The sequence below is a fragment of the Cognatishimia sp. genome (genome assembly GCF_964229375.1).
In the GTDB taxonomy this organism is placed as follows: Bacteria; Pseudomonadota; Alphaproteobacteria; order Rhodobacterales; family Rhodobacteraceae; genus Cognatishimia.
This window is the reverse complement of record NZ_CAXREH010000186.1, coordinates 1-19,826: the sequence shown is the minus strand read 5'-3', so window position 1 is coordinate 19,826 and position 19,826 is coordinate 1. Positions and strand designations below refer to the sequence as shown.

The window sequence follows — 19,826 nt, the reverse complement described above, 5'->3', positions numbered from 1 at the left end:
TTAAACGTGGCCGTTTCCATCCATTCATCGGCCGTGCCTTTCATGGTGGTGTTGGTGTAGTGACCGTATTTCTTTTTGCTCGGCGGGTTCACGATGCCAGCAATGTGACCTGACTCTGATACAATAAAACTCTTGGACCGGCTGCCCGAGAGTTTGTAACCGCGGGGGCAGTCTTTCCAGGCCGCGATGTGGTCGGTTTCGCAGGTCACCGACATTGTCGGAATGGTGACATCCTTGATCGACAGCGTCTCGCCAAGGATCTCGAACCCCTCTTGAACAAACTCGTTGCGCTGGCACAGACCGCGCAGATATTGCACGGCCATTTTGCCCGGCAACCCTGACCCATCGCCATTCCAGAACAACAGATCAAACGATGCCGGAGGCTCGCCCATCATATAGCTTTTGATCGCGGGCCCATAAATCAGATCGTTTGAGCGCAAAAAGCTGAACGTGCGCTGCATGATCATGGATCGCAGGATGCCTTCCTTCTCGCATTCGCGTTGAATGCCGTCGATAAAGTCGTTCTGCAGGAAGGGTGTGAACTCTCCCTGATCCGAGAAATCTGTCAGCGTTGTAAAGAAGGTGGCGGATTTGACCGATGTGTCCCCGCGCTTTTTCAAAAGCGCCAGCGTCAGGTTCAACGTGGTTCCCGCGATGCAATAGCCGACGGCATTGACCTGCTTTTGACCGGTGATCGATTTGACCTCGTCGATCGCCTGCAAGTAGCCGTCTTGGATATAATCTTCCAGCCCGACCTCTGCATGACTGCGATCCGGGTTGATCCAACTGACGACAAAGACGGTAAAGCCCTGATCGACCAGCCATTTGATCAGGCTGTTTTTCTCTTTTAGATCAAGAATATAATACTTATTGATCCAGGGTGGGAAGATCACTAGAGGGATCTCGTGCACGGTGTCGGTTGAGGGTGAGAACTGAACGAGTTCCATCATCTCGTTGCGATAGACAACGGCCCCTTCGGTGGTGGCCACGTTGCCGCCCAGCTCAAAGGCTGTTTCATCCGCCAGCTTTACAATCAGCTCGCCATTGTTGTCTTCAAGGTCACGGATCAGGTTTTCCAGCCCGTCGACCAAAGACTTCCCGTCCGTTTCCACCGCCTTTTCCAGCGCGTCCGGGTTGGTGGACAAAAAGTTGGTCGGGCTCATCATGTCGACAATCTGATCCGCGAAATAGCTGATCCGGCGTCGCTGGGTGTCATCCAAATCTTCCATTGCCGCAACCGAGTCCCGCACAGCTTGGGCATTCAACATGTATTGTTGCTTGATAAAGTTGAAATAGGGGTTGGTCTGCCACAGTTGATTTTTGAAACGACGATCGCTGGGCGTGTCGTCGGCGGGCGGCTCAAATTTGCCCTGCGCAAACATGTGCTGCGCTTCGACAAAGTGCTTCACCGATTTCCCCCAGAACGCCATCTGTTGTTCGAAAATGGCCCCCGGGTTTTCCATCGCCTTGGTCCAATACGCAGCAGCAGCCGTCGAGAACATGTCGTCGCCAGGTCCGGTCAAGGATTTGCGCATCGGTTTGTGCTGCGCCATCACTTCGATCAATCGTTGAGATAGGTCTTCAACGCGTTTGAGATTTTCGGACAGCTCGTCCATTTTCGCAACCGCAGCATCCTCGCCAGTTGTCATCTGCTTTTTCTACCCCTATTGTCGCTGCTATGCAGCAAATTACTCGCACTCAGGACTAAATTACCGACCCACAAACGTATCATAACGGTGCAACCAAGGAGAAGCCAATGCGATATATGGCCACCTATGATTGGATGGAAACCATCCGCAATACCAACGAGTGGTATGGGGCAACTGCCCGCGCGATGGCGTCGTATCCGGTATTTGCACTGTTCCCCTCACCGGCATTGAAGTGGATGGAAGCCTGGGGCGAAGTCACCGAACGCACCTTTCAGCGCATGGTGACGCGGCCTGATTGGGATATCCATTCGTTCACCTGCGAGGACGGCAAGGACCATGTGGTGCAGGTTCAGCCAGTTGTAGAGAAGCCATTCGGTGATCTCATTCATTTCTCTGTCGCCGGGCGCAAACGACGCAAGCGGCAGGTCATGCTGGTCGCGCCGATGTCGGGTCACTACGCAACTTTGCTGCGCTCGACGGTGAAGTCTCTACTGCCTGATTGTGAAGTTTATGTCACAGATTGGCACAACGCGCGGGACATCCCTGTCAGCGCGGGCAAGTTCGATATCGAAGACTATACGCTCTATCTGGTCGACTTCATGAAAGAACTTGGCCCAGACACCCATGTTATCGCGGTGTGCCAGCCGGCTCCGCTGACGCTGGCGGCTACGGCGTATCTGGCGCAAGAAGATCCCAAGGCCCAGCCTCGCTCGCTGACCCTGATTGGCGGGCCGATTGACCCGAATGCTGCGCCGACGGATGTCACCGACTTTGGCCATTCTGTCACCATGGGCCAGCTAGAAGAGATGATGATTCAGCGTGTCGGCTTTAAATACGATGGCGTGGGCCGCAAGGTCTATCCGGGTTTGCTGCAGCTTGCGTCCTTTATGTCGATGAACGCCGAAACACACAGCAAAGCCTTTATGGACCAGATCATGCGCGTCATGCAGGGCGAGGCTGGCGATTATGACAAACACAACCGTTTCTATGACGAGTATCTGGCGGTTATGGACATGCCTGCGGAATTCTATCTGTCCACAGTAGACCGGATCTTTAAGAAGGGCGAAATCGCGGCCAACGACTTTGTCGTTGCCGGACGCAAGGTCGACATCGGAGCAATCACGACTGTTGCTGTGAAAACGGTCGAGGGCTCCAAAGACGACATCTCGGCGCCGGGGCAATGTGTGGCCGCGCTGGATCTGTTGACCGGGCTGCCTGACGACAAGAAAGCGCATCACCTCGAGGACGGCGCAGGTCACTATGGGATTTTTGCGGGCAAAAGCTGGCGTAACAACATCCGCCCGCTGGTGCTGGATTTCATCAACGCAAACAGCGGTCCAAAGCCTAAGAAAGCGGCCAACAAAAACGCGGCGGCCTGATCACGCGCGGGCGTCGTGAACGCCCTTGGCGCGTGGCCGATAGATCAAGACCAGCATCAGAATGCCCAGCCACATAATCGCGGCAGGTAGCAACGTGACGGCCCAGCGTAGCGCAGACAGGGCTGCCTCGCTTTGGGCGACCACGCCATCTGTGCTTTCCAGGAACCCGTAAGCGCTCAGAACCAGCCCAAGAACCAAGGGGGCCAGCGCATTGGCGACTTTTTGGCCAAACAACCACAGCGCGGCAAAGGCGCCTTCAACGGCCTCGCCGCTTTCCTCGCGTGTCACATCCATCAAGTCAGGGTACATCGCCCAAGGCAGCTGCTGATAAGCGCCGTTGCAGAAACCTGCCAGCACGAACAACGCCGCCATCACCGTAAAGCTGGTGGCCGGAAGCTGGGTGAAGATCAGCCACAGAACAACCGTATAAGCGACCACGCCGATCACCAGCGCCTGAAGCTTGCCAAAGCGGGCGGCCATCACCACCCAGACCGCCTGAGACAAAACCGAGCCTACGATAAACATCGCAAACAGCCCCGCAAACACGCCCAGCGCGGCCGCAAGACCGGCAAGCGCGCCTCCGGTTTTCACGATCAGATACAGGGCCGAAAGCTGCAGCCCAGCCGCGATCAGGGCGACGCCGAGGGTTAGTACCCCGTATATGACCACCAAAAGCGTGAAGCGCTGGTTTGACGTCACCAGACGCAACATCTGCCCCAGTCCCAGTCCCGTTGGCGTTGCAATCCGCGGAGCGCGACGGGTGGCCGCGATCGAGGCCCAGATCGCAAGAATCATGACCGGGGCCACCATCAGAACCGCCATGCCGTATCCAGCCTTGGTGTCGCCCGCCAGCGCCGGCACAATCGCCCCTGCGGTCAACAGGCCCAGCGATGCAAACCCCATGCGCCACGCCATCATCACCGAGCGTTCCTGCGGATCCTGCGTCATTTCTCCGGCCATCGCGCCGTAGGGAATAGTAACGGCGGTGAAACCCAAGGTCGCAAGCGCGAAAAACGCCATGACCCAAGCCGCATTCGCCTGCCAGCTCATGCCGTCTGGCACCCAGAAGATACCGACGATGCCGATGGCTTGGACAACCGCGCCCACAAACATCCACGGGTAACGTCGGCCAAACCGGCTGTGGGTCTTGTCAGACAGATAGCCAATCAGCGGATCGGTGATGACGTCAAACGCCAGAACCGAAAAGGTCAGAATGCCCGCCACGGCAGGCGGCACCCCCAAATAGGTCGTCATAAACGCAAACACCAAAAGCTGCTTTGCGACGACAAAAACGTTGATGCCCAGATCGGCAAGCCCCCAGCCCGCCTTTTGTCCGATTGATAACGCCATGTGACCCTCCCCGCGTGCGTCGCGGTAGGCTATGCGCAATCCTTGGATCGACAAAGACTCACCTAGCGTAAGCTAGAGTTACATGACTTCGGTGATCGCTTGAGTGATAAGATCCAGACTGCGCGGGTCTGACAGGCTGTGATCGCCGTCGCGTACCAAAGTCAGGCGCATGTCTTCGCTTTCGGCATGATCCAGCAAGCGCAATGCGGTTTCGCGTGTGACGGCCGTATCATTGGTGCCCTGCAAGAAGCGCACCGGGAATGGCAAAGGCAGCGGGTCGCGCAGGACCAGATGATTTCGGCCATCCTCAATCATCCGCTTGGTGATGATATAGGGCTCCATATAATCAGACGGCAGTTCGACGTGCCCTATTGTGTCCAACGCCTCTTTCTGTGCGTCGCTGAAATTCGCCCAATAACCGTCCTCGGTGAAATCCGGCGCGGCCGCGATCGTCACAAGCCCCTTAACACGCCCCGCGCGCGCTTTGCTCAGCAGCAGCGCCTGCCAACCACCCATGGAGGAGCCAACCACGACAAGATCACCGTCGCTCAAGGCATCAATCGCCGCCAGCGTATCTTCGTGCCAGTCGCCAATCGCCCCCTCTTCAAAGGTTCCAGAGCTTTGGCCGTGACCTGAATAGTCAAACCGCAGGAACGCCTGACCGCGTGCTTTGCACCAGGTTTCAAGATGGATCGCCTTGGTGCCCTCCATGTCGGATTTCAGACCGCCAAGGAACACCACGGTGGGCCCGGCTCCTTCCGTCTTGTGATATGCAATCTGCCGCCCCTGCGCGGTTTCAAGAAAGTCAGCCATGTCGCCCTCCGTTTTCTCTTGCTTATCGCGAGCGCGGGCCAAGCAAAACCCATTTCCGCGTGCTTTGAATTCACCAATTGCGACCCTCGCCAAAAGTGGCGGTTGACAGTCGCGTGGCCGAACGCCAAAACAGCGGCGAACCATATACCCGCAACCGGGCGTTCCGTGGGCGCCAAACTGACGAGGAGAGCCAAGCTATGGCCCAGATTTCCCTCACCTTTCCCGATGGCAATGCACGCGACTATGAGGCAGGCGTAACCGCTGCTGACGTTGCAAAGTCGATCTCGACCTCTCTGGCCAAAAAGGCCATCTCAGCGACCGTCGATGGTCAGCACTGGGATATGCAGTGGCCGATCGAGGCCGACGCGCAGATCGCCATCAATACACTCAAAGACAATGACAGCGAAGCGCTGGAGCTGATCCGTCACGACTGTGCCCACATCATGGCCCGCGCCGTGCAAGAGATCTGGCCAGACGTCAAAGTCACCATCGGCCCTGTGATCGAGAACGGCTGGTACTATGACTTTGACCGCGCCGAGGCCTTTACCCCCGAAGATCTGAGCATCATCGAAAAGAAGATGAAAGAGATCATCAACCTGCGTGATCCGGTAAAGACCGAGGTCTGGGAGCGGGATGTGGCCGTGCAGTACTATAAGGATCGCGGCGAGCCCTATAAGGTCGAGTTGATCGACAGCATCCCCGGCGACGAGCCGTTGCGGATGTATTGGCACGGCGATTGGCAGGATCTGTGCCGCGGCCCTCACCTGCAGCACACCGGTCAGGTGCCCGCGGATGCCTTTAAACTGATGAAAGTAGCCGGTGCCTACTGGCGCGGCGACAGCTCGCGTCCGATGTTGCAGCGTATCTACGGCGTAGCCTTCAAAAACAAAGAAGACCTGCGAGCGCATCTGAACTTCCTTGAAGAAGCTGAAAAGCGGGACCACCGCAAGCTTGGCCGCGAAATGAACCTGTTTCACATGCAGGAAGAAGCGCCGGGCCAGGTTTTCTGGCATCCCAACGGCTGGACTGTTTACACCGAGCTTCAAGACTATATGCGCCGCCAGCAACGTGCTGGAGGCTATGTCGAGGTAAACACACCGCAGGTCGTTGACCGCAAACTGTGGGAGGCCTCGGGTCACTGGGACAAATATCAAGAGAACATGTTCATTGTCGAAGTCGACGAGGACCACGCGCGCGAAAAGGCCGTGAATGCTCTGAAACCCATGAACTGCCCGTGTCACGTTCAGATCTTCAATCAGGGCCTCAAGTCCTATCGTGATCTGCCGCTGCGTATGGCCGAATTCGGATCCTGCGCGCGTTACGAGCCGTCGGGCGCCTTGCATGGCATCATGCGCGTGCGTGGGTTCACACAGGACGACGGGCATATTTTCTGCACCGACGAGCAGATTGAATCAGAAACCAAACGCTTCATCGATTTCTTGTCCAAGGTCTATGCAGATCTTGGATTTGAGAACTGGACCATCAAACTGTCAACGCGCCCCGAGAAACGGATCGGGTCTGACGAGGTTTGGGACCGTATGGAAGAAGCCCTTGGCGACGCCTGTAAAGCGGCGGGCCATGAATTTGAGGTTCTGGAAGGGGAAGGCGCGTTTTACGGGCCAAAGCTTGAGTTCACTCTGACAGATGCAATCGGCAGAAACTGGCAGTGCGGCACGCTTCAGGTCGACAGCAACCTGCCTGAACGTCTGGACGCATCGTTTATCGGCGCAGATGGCGAGAAACACCTTCCGGTCATGCTTCACCGGGCGACTCTTGGATCGTTTGAGCGGTTCATCGGCATCCTGATCGAAGAACACGCCGGTAAACTGCCATTCTGGCTGGCGCCACGTCAGGTTGTGGTGGCAGGCATTGTGTCTGACGCGGATGACTATTGCCTTGAGGTCGTTGAAAAACTGAAGGCCGCAGGAATTCGCGCCGAGGCCGATCTGCGCAATGAAAAAATCAACTATAAGGTCCGCGAGCATTCTGTCGGCAAAGTTCCTGTCATTCTGGCCTGTGGACAGAAGGAAATTGAGAACAGAACGGTCTCGACCCGGCGCCTTGGAGAGAAGCAAACCAAGGTTCAGACGCTGGACGAAATTGTTACAATCCTCGCAGCCGAGGCAACACCACCGGATCTGGCGAGCTAGGTTGTAACATTTGCCCGAAACTTTTTGGAAAAGCCGGTCATATTTGGCCGGCTTTTGCTTTTTATTAAGGGATTTTTGCCCATTTTCTCTCACACGAGATAACACAAGCGTGACACACGTTTCCGTTATTGGAAAACAGTGCCGTCTCCCGACTAATGTTCACCCATGCCGTCAGGAGCGGCTGGAATTAAACTTTGTTCATGAGGACTTAACCCTATGTCTACCCCACTGAAATCCCTGGCCGTGGCCGCAACCGTCGCAGCAGCAGTAACTTCCGTAACAGCACACTCCGCTTCCGCGATGAGCAAAGAAAAGTGCTACGGTGTTTCCCTCGCAGGCGAAAACGATTGCGCAGCGGGCCCAGGCACAACTTGCCAAGGTACTTCCACTGTTGACTATCAAGGCAACGCGTGGACACTGGTAGAAGCAGGCACATGCGCAGACATCGAACTGCCAGCAATGGCAGACGGCACTGCACGCATGGGTTCCCTGGAAGCTCTGGACCGCGACCTGCCAGCATAAGCTTTGAAGAGCTGGGCCTGATACGCAGGCCCGGCTCGCCCCTCGAGACTATGATGTGAGGCCCCAAAATGTTTGACCAAAGCTTTGAGCAGCTCCCAAATGGCTGCGGTGTCGGATACAAGCCTCAGCATTTCACAGACATCATGGACAATCCCGGCACTGTCAGCTGGTTTGAAATCCATGCAGAGAATTACATGGGCGACGGCGGCCGCCCGCGCGCGCAGATGCGGCATCTGGCCGAGCGCTTTGCCATGTCCGTCCACGGCGTAGGTCTTTCGATCGGTGGCGAAGGCGACCTGGATCAAGATCACCTTGCCCGTTTGAAATCCCTCGTCGACTGGCTGAACCCCGCAAGTTTTTCCGAACATCTGGCGTGGTCCACCCATGAGTCACATTTCCTGAACGATCTTCTGCCCCTGCCCTATAATCAGGCCACGGTTGATCGCGTCAGCTCGCATATCACACAGCTGCAAGAGACCATCGGTCGTCAGATGCTGCTTGAGAACCCATCTAACTATCTGGCCTTCTCAGACAGCGACATGAGCGAAATCGACTTCCTGAAAGAGGTCGCGACGCGCACGGGCTGTGGCCTGTTGCTGGATGTGAACAACGTGTTCGTGTCCGCAACCAACCAAAAAATGAACGCGGTCGAATATATCGACGCCTTCCCGCTGGATCTGGTGGGCGAAATCCACCTTGGCGGTCACGATGAAGATGTGGATGACCACGGTGACCCACTGTTGATCGACAGCCACAACCAGCCGGTGGTCAATCAGGTCTGGTCTTTGTTTGCCCATACAATCCTGCGCGGTGGCCCAAAGCCGGTTCTGATCGAGCGCGACAGCAACATCCCCCCTTGGGCCGAGCTGGAAGGCGAAGCCGCCCATGCCCTTGATATCATGACGAATGTTAAGGCTGCGGCATGACACCGGATCAAACAGACTTCACCGAGGCGCTGCTGCGCCCTGATTTGCCGCACCCGGACAATCTGATCGACCACGCGGGCCGTCCCGCGGGCAAACGGTTTGACATCTACAGAAACAATGTGGTGTTCAGCCTGTGCGAAGCGCTTGTGACGGCCTTTCCTGTGCTGCACAAACTCTTGGGCGATCAGTTCTTCAGCGCTATGGCGGGTATCTTTGTCCGTCAGCATCAGCCTGAAACGCCCGTTTTGATGTTTTATGGCGCGCAAATGCCAGAGTTTCTGACGACATTTGAGCCTGCGCAAAAATACCCATATCTGGCCGACGTCGCCCGCTTGGAACTTGCGATGCGCCACAGCTATCACGCGGCAGACATCGAGCCATTTGATCCGCAGATCTTCTCAACGCTTCCAGCGGACCAGCTGATGGCGTCGCGCGTCACACTTGCGCCTTCGCTTCAATTGTTGCGATCCCGTTGGCCGATCTATTCGATCTGGGCCTCGCAAATGCAGGGAACGCCCATGCCCGAGGCCCCAAGCGGAGAAGCCCTTATCATCACCCGCGCGGAGTTTGATCCCGCCCCCCACCTTTTGCCCGCAGGGGGCGCCACCTTTGTGATGGCATTGCAGGCCGGCGAAACATTCGGGTCCGCTTTGGACAAGGCCACCGCCGCAGTTGCGGACTTTGATCTGCAAACGACCCTTGGACTCTTGATCGCCGGACAAGCGATCGCCACCCTAACTACGGAGAAACATGATGCTTAACCAACTGACATCACTCTATAAAAGCATCTTTGCACAGGTTGAACGCCTGCTTGAGCCTTGGCTTCTGCCAAGTCTTGCGCGGTTTGTGTTCGCCGCGGTTCTCTTTACCTATTTCTATCAGTCCGGCCTGTCGAAAATCGACTTTGGCAATGGCATCCTTGGCTTTTTGAAGCCGACCGCCAACGGATTTGTTCAGATCTTCCCGAAAGTTGCCGAGGCCGTCTTCTATGACATCTCGCAGGCGTCTTTCTTCCATAAGCTGGTGATTGTACTGGGCGGCTGGTCGGAAATCCTGCTGCCGCTGATGATCGTACTTGGGCTGCTGACCCGTCTGGCGTCGGTGGGCATGATCGGCTTTGTCGTGGTGCAAAGCCTGACCGACCTTTATGGCCATGGCGGCATAGCGCACAAAGAAACTCTGGGTGTCTGGTTTGACAAAATTTCAGACGCAGCAATTCTGGATCAACGCGCCTTCTGGATGCTGCTCTTCGTGGTGCTGATCGTCCGCGGCGCCGGCCCGATCTCCGTCGACGCTATTCTCGGCCTGAACCGCAAAAACGACGACGCCTAAAAATGCGCCTTTTCCTCGTCGGGTTTACCTGCCGAAATGGCTAGGATCCCGGCGAGGCCCGCAAAGGCAATCGGGAACATCGTAAAGACGTTGAACCCAAATCCGGCGTACATCCAAGCCGCTGAAATCAGCAACAAAACACCGCCCCACAGAGCCCGCGCACGCGCCATAGCGCCGCCCGCAATCGCAAGCAATGGCGCCATCAGAGCAGTCGAGCGTACCAGCCCAACATTGTCGACTTGGGTGGCCCAGTCCCCCACCTCTCCATAGCGGTCGATCACCTCGGTATATCCCCAGCCAAAAAAGCCGACGATCATTCCGAACAGTCCGGCAATGATGCCCAGGACCAGCGCTGCATTCCGCATATTAGCCTCCTCGTGCTGCCCCTATGACATGGGCATGTCTGACTATAATCCAAGGGCTCCCTGAACCTTAGGGGTCCAACCCAGGAAAAATTCCCCGTCACGATCAATCAACGGCCGCTTCATAACGGTCGGCTTTTGCGCCAACAACGTCAGCACGGGCAAAGCGCGTGTTTCTTCATCCATTCCGCGCCAGGTGGTCGAGCGGGTGTTGACCAAAGCCGCCCCCAGCACCTCATAGGCTTGGGCCAGGACGTCTGCAGGGACACCGTCGGCCCGCACATCCACAAATTCCGCATCCGTCAGGGCTTTCACGGCCTTGCGACAGGTATCGCAGTTCTTCAAACCATATATTTTCATCGCTTTTCCTGCATTTTGTACGCTCTGGGCGCTTCAGATCACAAATCGATCCTGTTTCGCTTGCTTTTTACAATAGGCGTGCAATCATCCCAACCGTAGCATTTCGTTTTATGTGACCGGTTCTGTACTTTATGATCTGCGATCCTAGATCAGATGTTGCACCCTGCGAACACGGGGTGACTGACTAATGGAAGGAGACACGGTATGCCAAGTGGCACCGTTAAATGGTTCAACACCACAAAAGGCTACGGCTTTATTGCGCCCGACGAAGGTGGAAAAGACGTTTTTGTTCATATTTCGGCGGTAGAACGCTCTGGCCTGACAGGCTTGGCGGACAATCAGAAAGTCGAATACGAATTGTCAGAAGGCCGGGATGGCCGTCAGATGGCAGGCGACTTGAAACTGGTCCAATAATCCTAGGGATACAGCAGCACCCCCAGGAGCGAAGATAAGACAATCACATCACCAACATCAGTTGGTGGTGTAACATCCTTTTGTGCCCTCAGGGCAGACCATGCGCGGATGCACTTTCGGTTTAACCCGGGTAGGTTCTTCGCAGACTTCGCCTGCGATTGGCACGCCACAGCTGATCATGCCACCAACTTCGACCGGTTGCAGACCCGCGGGACACAGACCGCCACCGTTGCTTGCCGCGGCCATACGATAGGCGCAGCCCATTGGCGTTTGTGGCGGAACGCTTGGCGTAAATGTGATTTCAGGATCGGGTTTGATCTTGCACGGAAAGATAATGCAGGTTGCATGTGCCGGCACCGCGATGACCGCAAGACAACTTGCAAACATTAAATTCTTAAACATCTAGGCCCCTTTTCGTTGCATCTGCTCAATTATCAGGTGGGTCACTGGCCCATAGACTACTATATTTTGTGGGTCAGTCAATTTCTGATAACGCAGAAACACCGGAAAATCGGTTAAGATTGACGGCGGATATATTCATCCACGCGGCACTCCGGACTCGCCCCGTCCAGAGGAACCTGCGAAATGCGGTGAAACTCTTCTGACGAGAACTCTGGGAAAAAGACATCCGCATCTGCGATTTCGGTGTCGACCTCGGTCACCAAAAGACGGTCCGCAACGGGCAACATCGCGCGATAGATCCCTGCCCCGCCGATCCCATAGATCCGCATGTAGCCTTCGCTTTGGGCCAACGCGATGGCGTCTTCGATCGACGCGACAACGTGCTCTGTCAGGTTTTCCTGCGACGACACCACAATATTCAGGCGATTTTTCAATGGCTTGAACGGCAGACTGTCCCAGGTGTTGCGCCCCATGATGATGGCGCCGCCCAGCGTTTCCTTTTTGAACATCGCCAGATCCTGCGGCACGTGCCACGGAATATCATTGTCTTTGCCAATCGCGCCGTTGCGCGCGCGTGCTACAATCAAGGAAATCATACGGCTACCGGAGCTTTGATGTTTGGGTCGGCCTCATAGTTCACCACTTCGAAATCCTCGAACTTGAAATCAAAAATCGACGACACCTTGCGGGTGATGCGGACCTGCGGCAGCGGTTTGGGCGTGCGTGCCAATTGTGTGGCCACCTGATCCATATGATTGGAGTAGATGTGGGCATCGCCAATCGTATGCACGAAATCACCTGGCTCATATCCGGTGACATGCGCCAGCATCAGCAGCAAAAGCGCATAAGAGGCGATGTTGAACGGCACACCCAAGAACATATCGGCCGAGCGCTGGTACAGTTGCAGGTGCAGTTTTCCGCCAATAATGCGCACTTGCCAAAGGGTGTGGCACGGCGGCAGCGCCATGTCAGGCACGTCGGCTGGGTTCCAGGCAGACACGATCATGCGACGGCTGTCTGGCGAGGTTTTGATCAACTCGATCAGGTCGGCGATCTGATCAACGCTGCCACGACTTAGAACGCCGTCATCCTCTTTTACAGCCGGAAAACTGCGCCACTGATGGCCATAGACCGGACCCAGATCGCCGTTTTCATCGGCCCATTCGTCCCAGATCGAAACGCCATTGTCTTTCAGATACTTGATGTTTGTATCACCGCTTAGAAACCACAGCAGTTCGTGAATGATCGAGCGAAGATGCAGTTTTTTCGTCGTGACCAGCGGAAATCCTTCGCTGAGAGGATAGCGCGCTTGCAGGCCAAAATAAGACGTCGTGCCGGTTCCAGTCCGGTCACTAGAGGGCGTACCCTGATCCAAAATCAATTGCAGTTGGTCGTGATATTGCTGCATATCGCCCTCCTTGGTCGCCCTGTCACCCTGCGACTCAAGCCCAAGCATACCCCCCAGATCTAGCTGCCACCACCCCAAAGGACGCAAGATGCGGTCATTTTCTGACCTCAGGTTGCGAAGCCCCTCGACACTGCCCGCGAAACATCTAGCTTATCGTCAACAACAGAATTGACCGGAGTTCTACAATGAAGATTCGTTACCTGCATACGATGGTTCGTGTTGCCGATCTTGAAAAATCCATTGCGTTTTACGAGCTGCTGGGCCTCAGCGAAACCCGTCGCTATGAAAACGAAGGCGGGCGGTTTACGCTGGTGTTCATGTCCCCTCCGGGTCAAGAGAATGCCCACGTCGAACTAACCTATAACTGGGACGGCGACGAAGGCTTGCCAAGCGACAGCCGTCATTTCGGCCACCTCGCATATGCTGTCGAAAACATTTATGAGACCTGCCAGCATCTGATGGACAATGGTGTCACGATCAACCGGCCGCCGCGCGATGGGCGCATGGCGTTTGTGCGCAGCCCTGACAATGTTTCCATCGAGCTCTTGCAAGATGGCGACGCCTTGCCGTCAGCAGAACCTTGGGCCTCGATGGAAAACACCGGCCACTGGTAGGGTCAGTAGATATAGCGGATCTGGTCCGTCCAGTACCGCTCGACCCGTTTGAGGGCCTGCGTAATATCAAGCAGGCCCGCAATACCAAGCACCCCCTTGACCTGCAGCCCCTCGGCGTGGCGTTCAAATAAAGCCGCCACCAGATCGCGGATCGCGCGACCTTGAGGGGTGAGGCGTACACGCACAGACCGGCGATCGATTTCGCATCTTTGGTGGTGCATGTACCCCATTTCGACCAGCTTCTTAAGGTTATAGCTGACGTTGCTGCCTTGATAATAGCCGCGCGATTTCAACTCTCCGGCGGTGACCTCATTGTCCCCGATATTGAACAGCAACAGCGCTTGAACGGCGTTAATCTCAAGGACACCGACGCGCTCAAATTCGTCTTTGATCACGTCCAGCAGCAAACGGTGCAGCCGTTCCACCAACGCCAGCGCATCCAGATAGTTCGTGATATAGCCCGCATCTGTAGGCAATCGTGTGGGTGAATGAATGCTCATCCCGGCCTCCGAGGTTTGTCGAAGGTCAGGGTGAAACAAAAATGCCAAAAATCCGTTAAGTCGCGCAGTTCTAGCTAAAATTGCGCTTATTGCGTGCTGTGAACATGCTCTGAGATCTGTGAAATCAAATCAGACAGCGCCTCCGGCGCGGCGGCTTGACCGCTGACCCATTGATACAGGTCCTGATCGTTTTCATTCAAAAGCGCCTCATAGTGATCTAGGGCAGCGTCGTCCATCTGAGACAGATAGGCATCCGCATAGCGGCTGAGGATGATATCCATTTCCTTGATGCCGCGACGCATCGACCGCATCTTCAGGCGCTTCAGACGGTTTTCGTGCGATTCAGCCACGGGTCACGCTCCTTTACGCAGGCGCTTCTCAAGCACCGCCAGACGCTTTGCTGCGTTTTGCAACTGGGTATGAATTTCTCGAACTTCTGCCAGGATCGCCTGATCTGTCGAGGCCGCTTCTTGATCCACGTCGACGTCGTCGCCCTCACCCGTCAAAAGCCACTTCAGCGAGACGCCAAGCAGCCCGGACAGCATCTGCAGGCGGTTGGCGCGCGGCTCATTCAGGTCATCTTCCCAGCTGAGCAAGGTCGATTTCTTGACCCCCAACTTACGCGCCAGATCGGTTTGCGTCATCGAGGCCTGCTCGCGGGCTGCCGTCAGGCGATCACCAAAGGTGGCCACCTCGGGCATAAACCATTCCTCGGAACCCATCACCTCTTCGGTGGCCCAGTCGTCCTGTGTGGTCATGTGCTTTGCCCTTAACATTGCTTGCCCATCAATGGGGCGCACACTATGACAGGCAGGACCGGATTACAAACGAGGCATTATGTCCATTCTTGCTGATACGCTAAGCCGCGTGAAACCTTCGCCGACGATGGCCATTACTGGCAAAGCCGCAGAGCTGAAAGCCGCGGGGCGCGACGTGATCGGCCTGTCTGCGGGGGAACCCGATTTCGACACGCCGGAAAACATCCGCCAAGCGGCGCATGAGGCGATTGAAAACGGCAAGACGCGCTATACGGCGGTTGATGGAATTGCCGAGTTAAAGCAGGCCATTTGTGCCAAGCTGAAACGCGACAACGGTCTGGACTATACGCCCCAGCAGATCACCGTGGGCACCGGCGGCAAACAGACGCTCTATAACGCGCTGATGGCCACGCTGAACCCCGGCGACGAGGTGGTGATCCCTGCGCCTTATTGGGTCAGTTATCCGGATATGGTGTTGCTGGCAGGTGGCACGCCCGTCATCGCCGAAGCGCAGTTGGAGAACAGTTTCAAGCTAACCGCCGATCAGCTTGAGGCCGCGATCACGCCTAAAACCAAATGGTTTATCTTTAACAGCCCGTCCAACCCGACCGGCGCAGGCTATAGCCATGACGAGTTGAAAGCCCTGACCGATGTTTTGATGCGCCACCCGCATGTCTGGGTGATGTCTGACGATATGTACGAGCATCTGGCCTATGGCGACTTTGAATTCTGCACGCCTGCACAGGTCGAGCCAGCGCTTTATGACCGCACGCTCACCTGCAACGGCGTGTCCAAGGCCTATGCCATGACCGGATGGCGCATTGGGTATGCTGCCGGCCCGCAAGAGCTGATCGCGGGGATGCGCAAGATCCAAAGCCAATCCACATCAAACCCCTGTTCGGTCAGCCAATGGGCAGCGGTCGAGGCACTGAATGGCCCGCAGGACTATCTGGCAAAACACAACGAGATGTTCGTGCGGCGGCGGGATTTGGTCGTCGCCATGCTGAACGAAATAGAGGGCATTCAGTGCCCGACACCCGAAGGCGCGTTTTACGTCTATCCGTCGATTTCCGGTCTGATCGGGAAAACCACCGCATCGGGCAAAACCATTGAAACGGATGAAGATTTCGCGACTGCCTTGCTTGAGGACAAAGACGTTGCTGTGGTCTTTGGCGCGGCCTTTGGCTTGTCGCCCAACTTCCGCGTCAGCTATGCGACCTCAGATGCGGCCTTGAAAGAGGCCTGCACCCGCATTCAGGATTTCTGCGCCAAGTTGACCTAAGGAGCCTCCATGCTTAACGCCCTGCCCGAGCTTTACTTCCGTCTGCGCGACTCTGGCGCGAGTGTGTTCCGCATGGACAGTGACGCGCGAAACGGGCGTATCGACATGACGCAGATCGCGACGGTGAATCTGAAGTCAGGCGACTTCAAGGCGACCGGCGACAAGGTGCTGTCGGAGGCGGATCAAGACGCCATCCAGACATGGATCGCAGATCGCATGGAAAGCCAGCCGTGGCGTCGGTTGGACAAGGTGATGCAGACGATCGAGGACATCAACCAAACGGCGCATTGGGTTCAGACCGAGGCCTCGGACAAAGATCTAGAGGGCGTCACCGATGCGCTGTTTCTGGCGATGCATGATCTGCGCCAGGTGCTTGTACGCAAAACCGCAGACCGGATGAGCGACGACGCCGACAGCTAGGCCTCGGCAACAGCAGAGGCGCGCAGATCCACCATGATCTGCCGCCAGAACCGCCACATCAGCAACAGCGCCGCACTGGCAAGCCCTGCCACCAGCCCCAGCCAAACGCCCACGCCCTCCAGTTCAAAGAAGAAGCCCAAGCCATACCCCGTGCTGGCCCCAACCAGCCAATAGCTGATCGCTGCCAAAAGCATTGGCCATTTGGTATCCAACACGCCGCGCAAAAGCCCAAGCGCCATGGCCTGAGCCCCGTCTACAAACTGAAACAATGCCGCCAGCAGCATCAATTGCGCGCCAAGCGTCAGAACCGCGTCATAGTTCGGATCATCCGCACCGATGAACAGCGAAATCAACGCCGCCGGAATCGTCACCATAACCGTGACAGCCACCACCGAAAATCCAAGGCTCATCCAGATTGCCATCCGCGCGCCTTTGGCGAGATGCTCATAATCCTTGCGGCCAAGGGCATTTCCCGCCCGAACCGTCGCCGCACTGGACAATCCCAGATGCATCATAAAGGCCAACCCAGCGATATTGATCGCAATCCCATGGGCGACCAGCGGAACCGTCCCAAGCCAACCCATCATCGTTGTGCTGAAAGCAAACAGCGACACCTCTGACAAGGCGGTCAAGCCAATGGGCAATCCAAGCCGGAAAACCGAGAACAGGACCTCGTTGTCAGACTTCCAGATCCGCTGAAACATCGCGTGTTCTGGCAAAACCTTCAGCGCATAGACTACGACGCCGACGATAGAGACCACCTGCACGACCAAAGACGCGATTGCGGCGCCGATGATACCCAGTTCGGGCGCTCCGAAATTGCCAAAGATCAGAACATAATTCACCGCCGCATTCGCCAAAGCCGCGACAACCGTGATCCAGAAAACCACCCGCGTGCGCTCTAGCGCAGCAAGATAACTCTTTAGCACATTGGTCAGCAGCGCAGGCAAAAGGCCAAACCCCACGATGCGCAGATAGGTCTGCGCCTGGTCTGCCAGATCCGCCTGCTGGCCGATGGCTTTCAGAACGGCGCCAGACCACCAGAACAGTGGGAAAATCAAAAAGGCATAGGCCACAGACAGCCACATCCCCATACGCGTGATCCGGCGGATCTGGGTTTCGTCGCCCTTGGCGTCCGCCTCGGCCACCATCGGCATAACGGCAATCGAAAACCCCGATCCCAGAATAAATGTCACGAAAAACAGTGTGTTGCCCAGAACGGCAGCAGCCAGCGCCTCGGCGGAATAGCGCCCCAGCATGGCCGTGTCTGTCATGCCAATAGCAAACTGCGCCAGATGTCCGCCAATCAACGGCAGACCCAGCACCAAAAGGGCCCGAAAATGGCCCCGATAACTCATTACTTTGTGTTCCATAGCTCAACCATTAGGAGCCTCTTCTCAACTTGGCAAGAGCAGCAGCGACCATCCTGCTGTCGTGTTTTGACCGCAATGAAGCGCAACCGAAACTTATCCACAGACCCGCGCCCCGCTATTGCTCAATGCGTGCTTGGGTGAAATACTGGAAACAATCAAAGACAGATCAGAGCAGCAGACACGCATGGCAAACGACCTACTCGCGGATACCGAAACCGAAGCCACCTATGACGCCTCATCGATTGACGTCCTGGACGGCCTAGAGGCGGTGCGCAAACGCCCCGGTATGTATATCGGTGGCACCGACGAACGTGCGCTGCACCACATGGCTGCTGAAATCATCGACAACTCGATGGACGAGGCGGTCGCCGGCTTTGCGACCCGTATCGAAGTGACCCTGCTGGCGGATTTTTCCCTGAAGGTCGTGGACAACGGGCGTGGCATTCCGATCGACGCCCACCCGAAATTCCCCGACAAATCCGCGCTTGAGGTGATTTTCACCGAGCTGCACGCGGGCGGCAAATTCTCGGGCAAGGCCTATGAGACCTCAGGCGGTTTGCACGGGGTTGGCTCGACCGTGGTGAACGCCCTGTCCGACAGCCTCATTGTCGAAGTCGCCAAAAACAAAGAAGTCTATCAACAAAGCTTTGTGCGCGGCGTGCCTCAGGGCAAGCTCGAGAAAATCGGCACCGCGCCCAACCGGCGCGGCACGACGGTGACCTTCCATGCAGACGAGCAGATCTTTGGCAAACACCGGTTCAAACCCAAACGGCTGTTCACGCTGGTGCGCTCCAAAGCCTATCTGTTCTCAGGCGTCGAGATCCGCTGGAAATCCGAGATTGACGATGGCGAAACACCGGCCGAGGCGACCTTCCACTTTCCCGGTGGCCTGTCGGACTATCTGACCGAAACACTGGGCAGCGCGACCTCATATGCGGATGCGCCCTTTGCCGGCAAAGTACAGTTCAAGGAAAAATTCAACGAACCCGGCTATGTCGAATGGGCGATCAACTGGACGCCCAGCCGCGACGGGTTCATCCAGTCCTATTGTAACACCGTCCCGACGCCCGAGGGCGGCACCCACGTGACGGGTTTCTGGGCGGCGATCCTGAAGGGCATCAAGGCCTACGGCGAGCTGGTGGGCAACAAAAAGGCCGCGCAGATCACACGGGACGACTTGCTGACGGGCGGCTGCGCTCTGGTCAGCTGCTTCATCTCGGATCCGGCCTTTGTGGGCCAGACCAAAGACCGGCTGTCCACCGAAGCGGCCAACAAAATGGTCGAGAACTCGGTGCGCGACCACTTTGACAACTGGCTGGCCGCCGACACGAAATCCGCAGGCGCGATCCTTGATTTCCTTGTGCTGCGCGCCGAGGAACGGCTGCGCCGTCGACAGGAAAAAGAAACGCAACGGAAGTCCGCGACGAAAAAACTGCGTCTGCCCGGCAAGCTGGTGGATTGTTCCGCCAGCAATCGCGAAGGCACTGAACTGTTTATCGTCGAGGGTGACTCGGCGGGTGGCTCGGCCAAAATGGCCCGGAACCGCAAGACACAGGCGCTTTTGCCGCTGCGAGGTAAGATCCTGAACGTGCTGGGCGCGGCCAGTTCGAAACTGGGCCAGAACCAGGAGATCAACGATCTGTGCCAAGCGCTTGGCGTCGGGATGGGATCGCGCTTCAACATCGACGACCTGCGCTATGACAAGGTCATCATCATGACCGACGCGGATGTGGACGGTGCCCATATCGCGTCGCTGCTGATGACGTTCTTCTTCAGCCAGATGCGGCCGATGATCGACAAGGGCCATCTGTA

Annotated in this window: 23 protein-coding genes; 11 read left to right on the top strand and 12 right to left on the bottom strand. The window is 56.5% G+C overall.

Annotated elements, in window-relative coordinates:
* Positions 1-1,649, bottom strand: a 1,649-nt coding sequence (gene phaC, locus ACEQWH_RS13885; protein WP_370231805.1) for a class I poly(R)-hydroxyalkanoic acid synthase, incomplete at its 3' end; no start/stop codon positions are given.
* Positions 1,650-1,756: 107 nt separating this feature from the next.
* Between phaC and phaZ the strand changes: the two genes are divergently transcribed.
* Positions 1,757-3,028, top strand: coding sequence for a polyhydroxyalkanoate depolymerase (gene phaZ / locus ACEQWH_RS13880; RefSeq protein ID WP_370231803.1), 1,272 nt, complete (start codon positions 1,757-1,759; stop codon positions 3,026-3,028).
* On the opposite strand, the gene ACEQWH_RS13875 is transcribed toward phaZ, so the two are convergent.
* Both ACEQWH_RS13875 and ACEQWH_RS13870 read right to left on the bottom strand, forming a co-directional pair.
* Entirely contained in the window at positions 3,029-4,378 is a 1,350-nt protein-coding gene (locus ACEQWH_RS13875; protein ID WP_370231801.1) for an MFS transporter, read from the bottom strand.
* Positions 4,379-4,456: 78 nt separating this feature from the next.
* Entirely contained in the window at positions 4,457-5,191 is a 735-nt protein-coding gene (locus tag ACEQWH_RS13870) for an alpha/beta fold hydrolase (RefSeq protein ID WP_370231799.1), read from the bottom strand.
* 197 nt (positions 5,192-5,388) lie between these two features.
* On the opposite strand from ACEQWH_RS13870, the gene thrS reads away from it, so the two are divergent.
* From thrS to ACEQWH_RS13845, 5 genes are all read left to right on the top strand, one after another.
* Positions 5,389-7,341, top strand: a complete 1,953-nt coding sequence (thrS, locus tag ACEQWH_RS13865) for a threonine--tRNA ligase (protein WP_370231797.1) — start codon at positions 5,389-5,391, stop codon at positions 7,339-7,341.
* Between the two features lie 216 nt (positions 7,342-7,557).
* Positions 7,558-7,863, top strand: coding sequence for a DUF2282 domain-containing protein (locus ACEQWH_RS13860; RefSeq protein WP_370231795.1), 306 nt, complete (start codon positions 7,558-7,560; stop codon positions 7,861-7,863).
* A gap of 68 nt (positions 7,864-7,931) precedes the next feature.
* Positions 7,932-8,789, top strand: a complete 858-nt coding sequence (locus ACEQWH_RS13855) for a DUF692 domain-containing protein (protein ID WP_370231793.1) — start codon at positions 7,932-7,934, stop codon at positions 8,787-8,789.
* Positions 8,786-9,550, top strand: a complete 765-nt coding sequence (locus tag ACEQWH_RS13850; protein WP_370231791.1) for a putative DNA-binding domain-containing protein — start codon at positions 8,786-8,788, stop codon at positions 9,548-9,550. The genes ACEQWH_RS13855 and ACEQWH_RS13850 overlap by 4 nt, the downstream gene beginning before the upstream one ends.
* Positions 9,543-10,121 carry a DoxX family protein gene (locus tag ACEQWH_RS13845; protein WP_370231789.1) on the top strand — a complete coding sequence of 193 codons (579 nt, stop codon included), beginning with the start codon at positions 9,543-9,545 and terminating at the stop codon, positions 10,119-10,121. The genes ACEQWH_RS13850 and ACEQWH_RS13845 overlap by 8 nt, the downstream gene beginning before the upstream one ends.
* Here the strand turns inward: ACEQWH_RS13845 and ACEQWH_RS13840 are convergent.
* Positions 10,118-10,486, bottom strand: a complete 369-nt coding sequence (locus tag ACEQWH_RS13840) for a hypothetical protein (protein WP_370231787.1) — start codon at positions 10,484-10,486, stop codon at positions 10,118-10,120. The genes ACEQWH_RS13845 and ACEQWH_RS13840 overlap by 4 nt on opposite strands.
* A 42-nt stretch (positions 10,487-10,528) precedes the next feature.
* Positions 10,529-10,843: an ArsC/Spx/MgsR family protein gene (locus ACEQWH_RS13835; RefSeq protein WP_370231786.1), complete on the bottom strand. Its 315-nt coding sequence runs from the start codon at positions 10,841-10,843 to the stop codon at positions 10,529-10,531.
* A gap of 204 nt (positions 10,844-11,047) precedes the next feature.
* Here ACEQWH_RS13835 and ACEQWH_RS13830 point away from each other — a divergent pair, with 204 nt between their 5' ends.
* Positions 11,048-11,257: a cold-shock protein gene (locus ACEQWH_RS13830; RefSeq protein ID WP_209356783.1), complete on the top strand. Its 210-nt coding sequence runs from the start codon at positions 11,048-11,050 to the stop codon at positions 11,255-11,257.
* 57 nt (positions 11,258-11,314) lie between these two features.
* Here the strand turns inward: ACEQWH_RS13830 and ACEQWH_RS13825 are convergent, their stop codons facing one another.
* From ACEQWH_RS13825 to ACEQWH_RS13815, 3 genes are all read right to left on the bottom strand, one after another.
* A complete protein-coding gene (locus ACEQWH_RS13825) occupies positions 11,315-11,659 on the bottom strand; it encodes a hypothetical protein (protein WP_370231784.1) in 345 nt (114 codons plus the stop codon).
* 113 nt (positions 11,660-11,772) lie between these two features.
* Positions 11,773-12,255: a dihydrofolate reductase gene (locus tag ACEQWH_RS13820; protein WP_370231782.1), complete on the bottom strand. Its 483-nt coding sequence runs from the start codon at positions 12,253-12,255 to the stop codon at positions 11,773-11,775.
* The gene (locus ACEQWH_RS13815) at positions 12,252-13,067 is read right to left on the bottom strand and encodes a thymidylate synthase (RefSeq protein WP_370231780.1); all 816 of its coding nucleotides are present in this window, start codon (positions 13,065-13,067) and stop codon (positions 12,252-12,254) included. The genes ACEQWH_RS13820 and ACEQWH_RS13815 overlap by 4 nt, the downstream gene beginning before the upstream one ends.
* 185 nt (positions 13,068-13,252) lie before the next feature.
* On the opposite strand from ACEQWH_RS13815, the gene ACEQWH_RS13810 reads away from it, so the two are divergent.
* The gene (locus ACEQWH_RS13810) at positions 13,253-13,681 is read left to right on the top strand and encodes a VOC family protein (protein ID WP_370231778.1); all 429 of its coding nucleotides are present in this window, start codon (positions 13,253-13,255) and stop codon (positions 13,679-13,681) included.
* A 2-nt stretch (positions 13,682-13,683) separates the two neighbouring features.
* On the opposite strand, the gene ACEQWH_RS13805 is transcribed toward ACEQWH_RS13810, so the two are convergent.
* The 3 genes from ACEQWH_RS13805 to ACEQWH_RS13795 all read right to left on the bottom strand — a co-directional run bounded on the left by ACEQWH_RS13805 (position 13,684) and on the right by ACEQWH_RS13795 (position 14,939).
* Positions 13,684-14,181, bottom strand: coding sequence for a MarR family winged helix-turn-helix transcriptional regulator (locus ACEQWH_RS13805; RefSeq protein ID WP_370231777.1), 498 nt, complete (start codon positions 14,179-14,181; stop codon positions 13,684-13,686).
* An 86-nt stretch (positions 14,182-14,267) separates the two neighbouring features.
* Positions 14,268-14,531 (bottom strand): succinate dehydrogenase assembly factor 2, encoded by a 264-nt coding sequence (locus tag ACEQWH_RS13800; RefSeq protein WP_370231775.1) that lies wholly within the window; start codon positions 14,529-14,531, stop codon positions 14,268-14,270.
* A gap of 3 nt (positions 14,532-14,534) precedes the next feature.
* On the bottom strand, positions 14,535-14,939 hold the full coding sequence (locus ACEQWH_RS13795) for a multiprotein-bridging factor 1 family protein (protein WP_370231774.1): 405 nt from the start codon (positions 14,937-14,939) through the stop codon (positions 14,535-14,537).
* 79 nt (positions 14,940-15,018) lie between these two features.
* Here ACEQWH_RS13795 and ACEQWH_RS13790 point away from each other — a divergent pair, with 79 nt between their 5' ends.
* Positions 15,019-16,221, top strand: a complete 1,203-nt coding sequence (locus ACEQWH_RS13790) for a pyridoxal phosphate-dependent aminotransferase (RefSeq protein ID WP_370231772.1) — start codon at positions 15,019-15,021, stop codon at positions 16,219-16,221.
* 9 nt (positions 16,222-16,230) lie between these two features.
* Positions 16,231-16,641, top strand: coding sequence for a hypothetical protein (locus ACEQWH_RS13785; RefSeq protein WP_370231770.1), 411 nt, complete (start codon positions 16,231-16,233; stop codon positions 16,639-16,641).
* Here ACEQWH_RS13785 and ACEQWH_RS13780 read toward each other — a convergent pair.
* Positions 16,638-18,014 (bottom strand): MATE family efflux transporter, encoded by a 1,377-nt coding sequence (locus ACEQWH_RS13780; protein WP_370231768.1) that lies wholly within the window; start codon positions 18,012-18,014, stop codon positions 16,638-16,640. The genes ACEQWH_RS13785 and ACEQWH_RS13780 overlap by 4 nt on opposite strands.
* A 184-nt stretch (positions 18,015-18,198) precedes the next feature.
* Between ACEQWH_RS13780 and ACEQWH_RS13775 the strand changes: the two genes are divergently transcribed.
* Positions 18,199-19,826 (top strand): type IIA DNA topoisomerase subunit B (locus ACEQWH_RS13775; protein ID WP_370231766.1); only part of this gene is annotated, 1,628 nt, incomplete at its 3' end.

Excerpts from the sequence above, each read along its gene's own strand:
- ACEQWH_RS13855 (WP_370231793.1), top strand. The coding sequence starts at position 7,932 with ATGTTTGACCAAAGCTTTGAGCAGCTCCCAAATGGCTGCGGTGTCGGA.
- ACEQWH_RS13780 (WP_370231768.1), bottom strand. The coding sequence starts at position 18,014 with ATGGAACACAAAGTAATGAGTTATCGGGGCCATTTTCGGGCCCTTTTG.
- ACEQWH_RS13850 (WP_370231791.1), top strand. The coding sequence starts at position 8,786 with ATGACACCGGATCAAACAGACTTCACCGAGGCGCTGCTGCGCCCTGAT.
- ACEQWH_RS13820 (WP_370231782.1), bottom strand. The coding sequence starts at position 12,255 with ATGATTTCCTTGATTGTAGCACGCGCGCGCAACGGCGCGATTGGCAAA.
- ACEQWH_RS13815 (WP_370231780.1), bottom strand. The coding sequence starts at position 13,067 with ATGCAGCAATATCACGACCAACTGCAATTGATTTTGGATCAGGGTACG.
- ACEQWH_RS13870 (WP_370231799.1), bottom strand. The coding sequence starts at position 5,191 with ATGGCTGACTTTCTTGAAACCGCGCAGGGGCGGCAGATTGCATATCAC.
- ACEQWH_RS13835 (WP_370231786.1), bottom strand. The coding sequence starts at position 10,843 with ATGAAAATATATGGTTTGAAGAACTGCGATACCTGTCGCAAGGCCGTG.
- ACEQWH_RS13785 (WP_370231770.1), top strand. The coding sequence starts at position 16,231 with ATGCTTAACGCCCTGCCCGAGCTTTACTTCCGTCTGCGCGACTCTGGC.
- ACEQWH_RS13790 (WP_370231772.1), top strand. The coding sequence starts at position 15,019 with ATGTCCATTCTTGCTGATACGCTAAGCCGCGTGAAACCTTCGCCGACG.
- ACEQWH_RS13795 (WP_370231774.1), bottom strand. The coding sequence starts at position 14,939 with ATGACCACACAGGACGACTGGGCCACCGAAGAGGTGATGGGTTCCGAG.
- ACEQWH_RS13830 (WP_209356783.1), top strand. The coding sequence starts at position 11,048 with ATGCCAAGTGGCACCGTTAAATGGTTCAACACCACAAAAGGCTACGGC.
- ACEQWH_RS13845 (WP_370231789.1), top strand. The coding sequence starts at position 9,543 with ATGCTTAACCAACTGACATCACTCTATAAAAGCATCTTTGCACAGGTT.
- ACEQWH_RS13840 (WP_370231787.1), bottom strand. The coding sequence starts at position 10,486 with ATGCGGAATGCAGCGCTGGTCCTGGGCATCATTGCCGGACTGTTCGGA.
- thrS (WP_370231797.1), top strand. The coding sequence starts at position 5,389 with ATGGCCCAGATTTCCCTCACCTTTCCCGATGGCAATGCACGCGACTAT.
- ACEQWH_RS13875 (WP_370231801.1), bottom strand. The coding sequence starts at position 4,378 with ATGGCGTTATCAATCGGACAAAAGGCGGGCTGGGGGCTTGCCGATCTG.
- ACEQWH_RS13860 (WP_370231795.1), top strand. The coding sequence starts at position 7,558 with ATGTCTACCCCACTGAAATCCCTGGCCGTGGCCGCAACCGTCGCAGCA.
- ACEQWH_RS13810 (WP_370231778.1), top strand. The coding sequence starts at position 13,253 with ATGAAGATTCGTTACCTGCATACGATGGTTCGTGTTGCCGATCTTGAA.
- phaZ (WP_370231803.1), top strand. The coding sequence starts at position 1,757 with ATGCGATATATGGCCACCTATGATTGGATGGAAACCATCCGCAATACC.
- ACEQWH_RS13805 (WP_370231777.1), bottom strand. The coding sequence starts at position 14,181 with ATGAGCATTCATTCACCCACACGATTGCCTACAGATGCGGGCTATATC.
- ACEQWH_RS13825 (WP_370231784.1), bottom strand. The coding sequence starts at position 11,659 with ATGTTTAAGAATTTAATGTTTGCAAGTTGTCTTGCGGTCATCGCGGTG.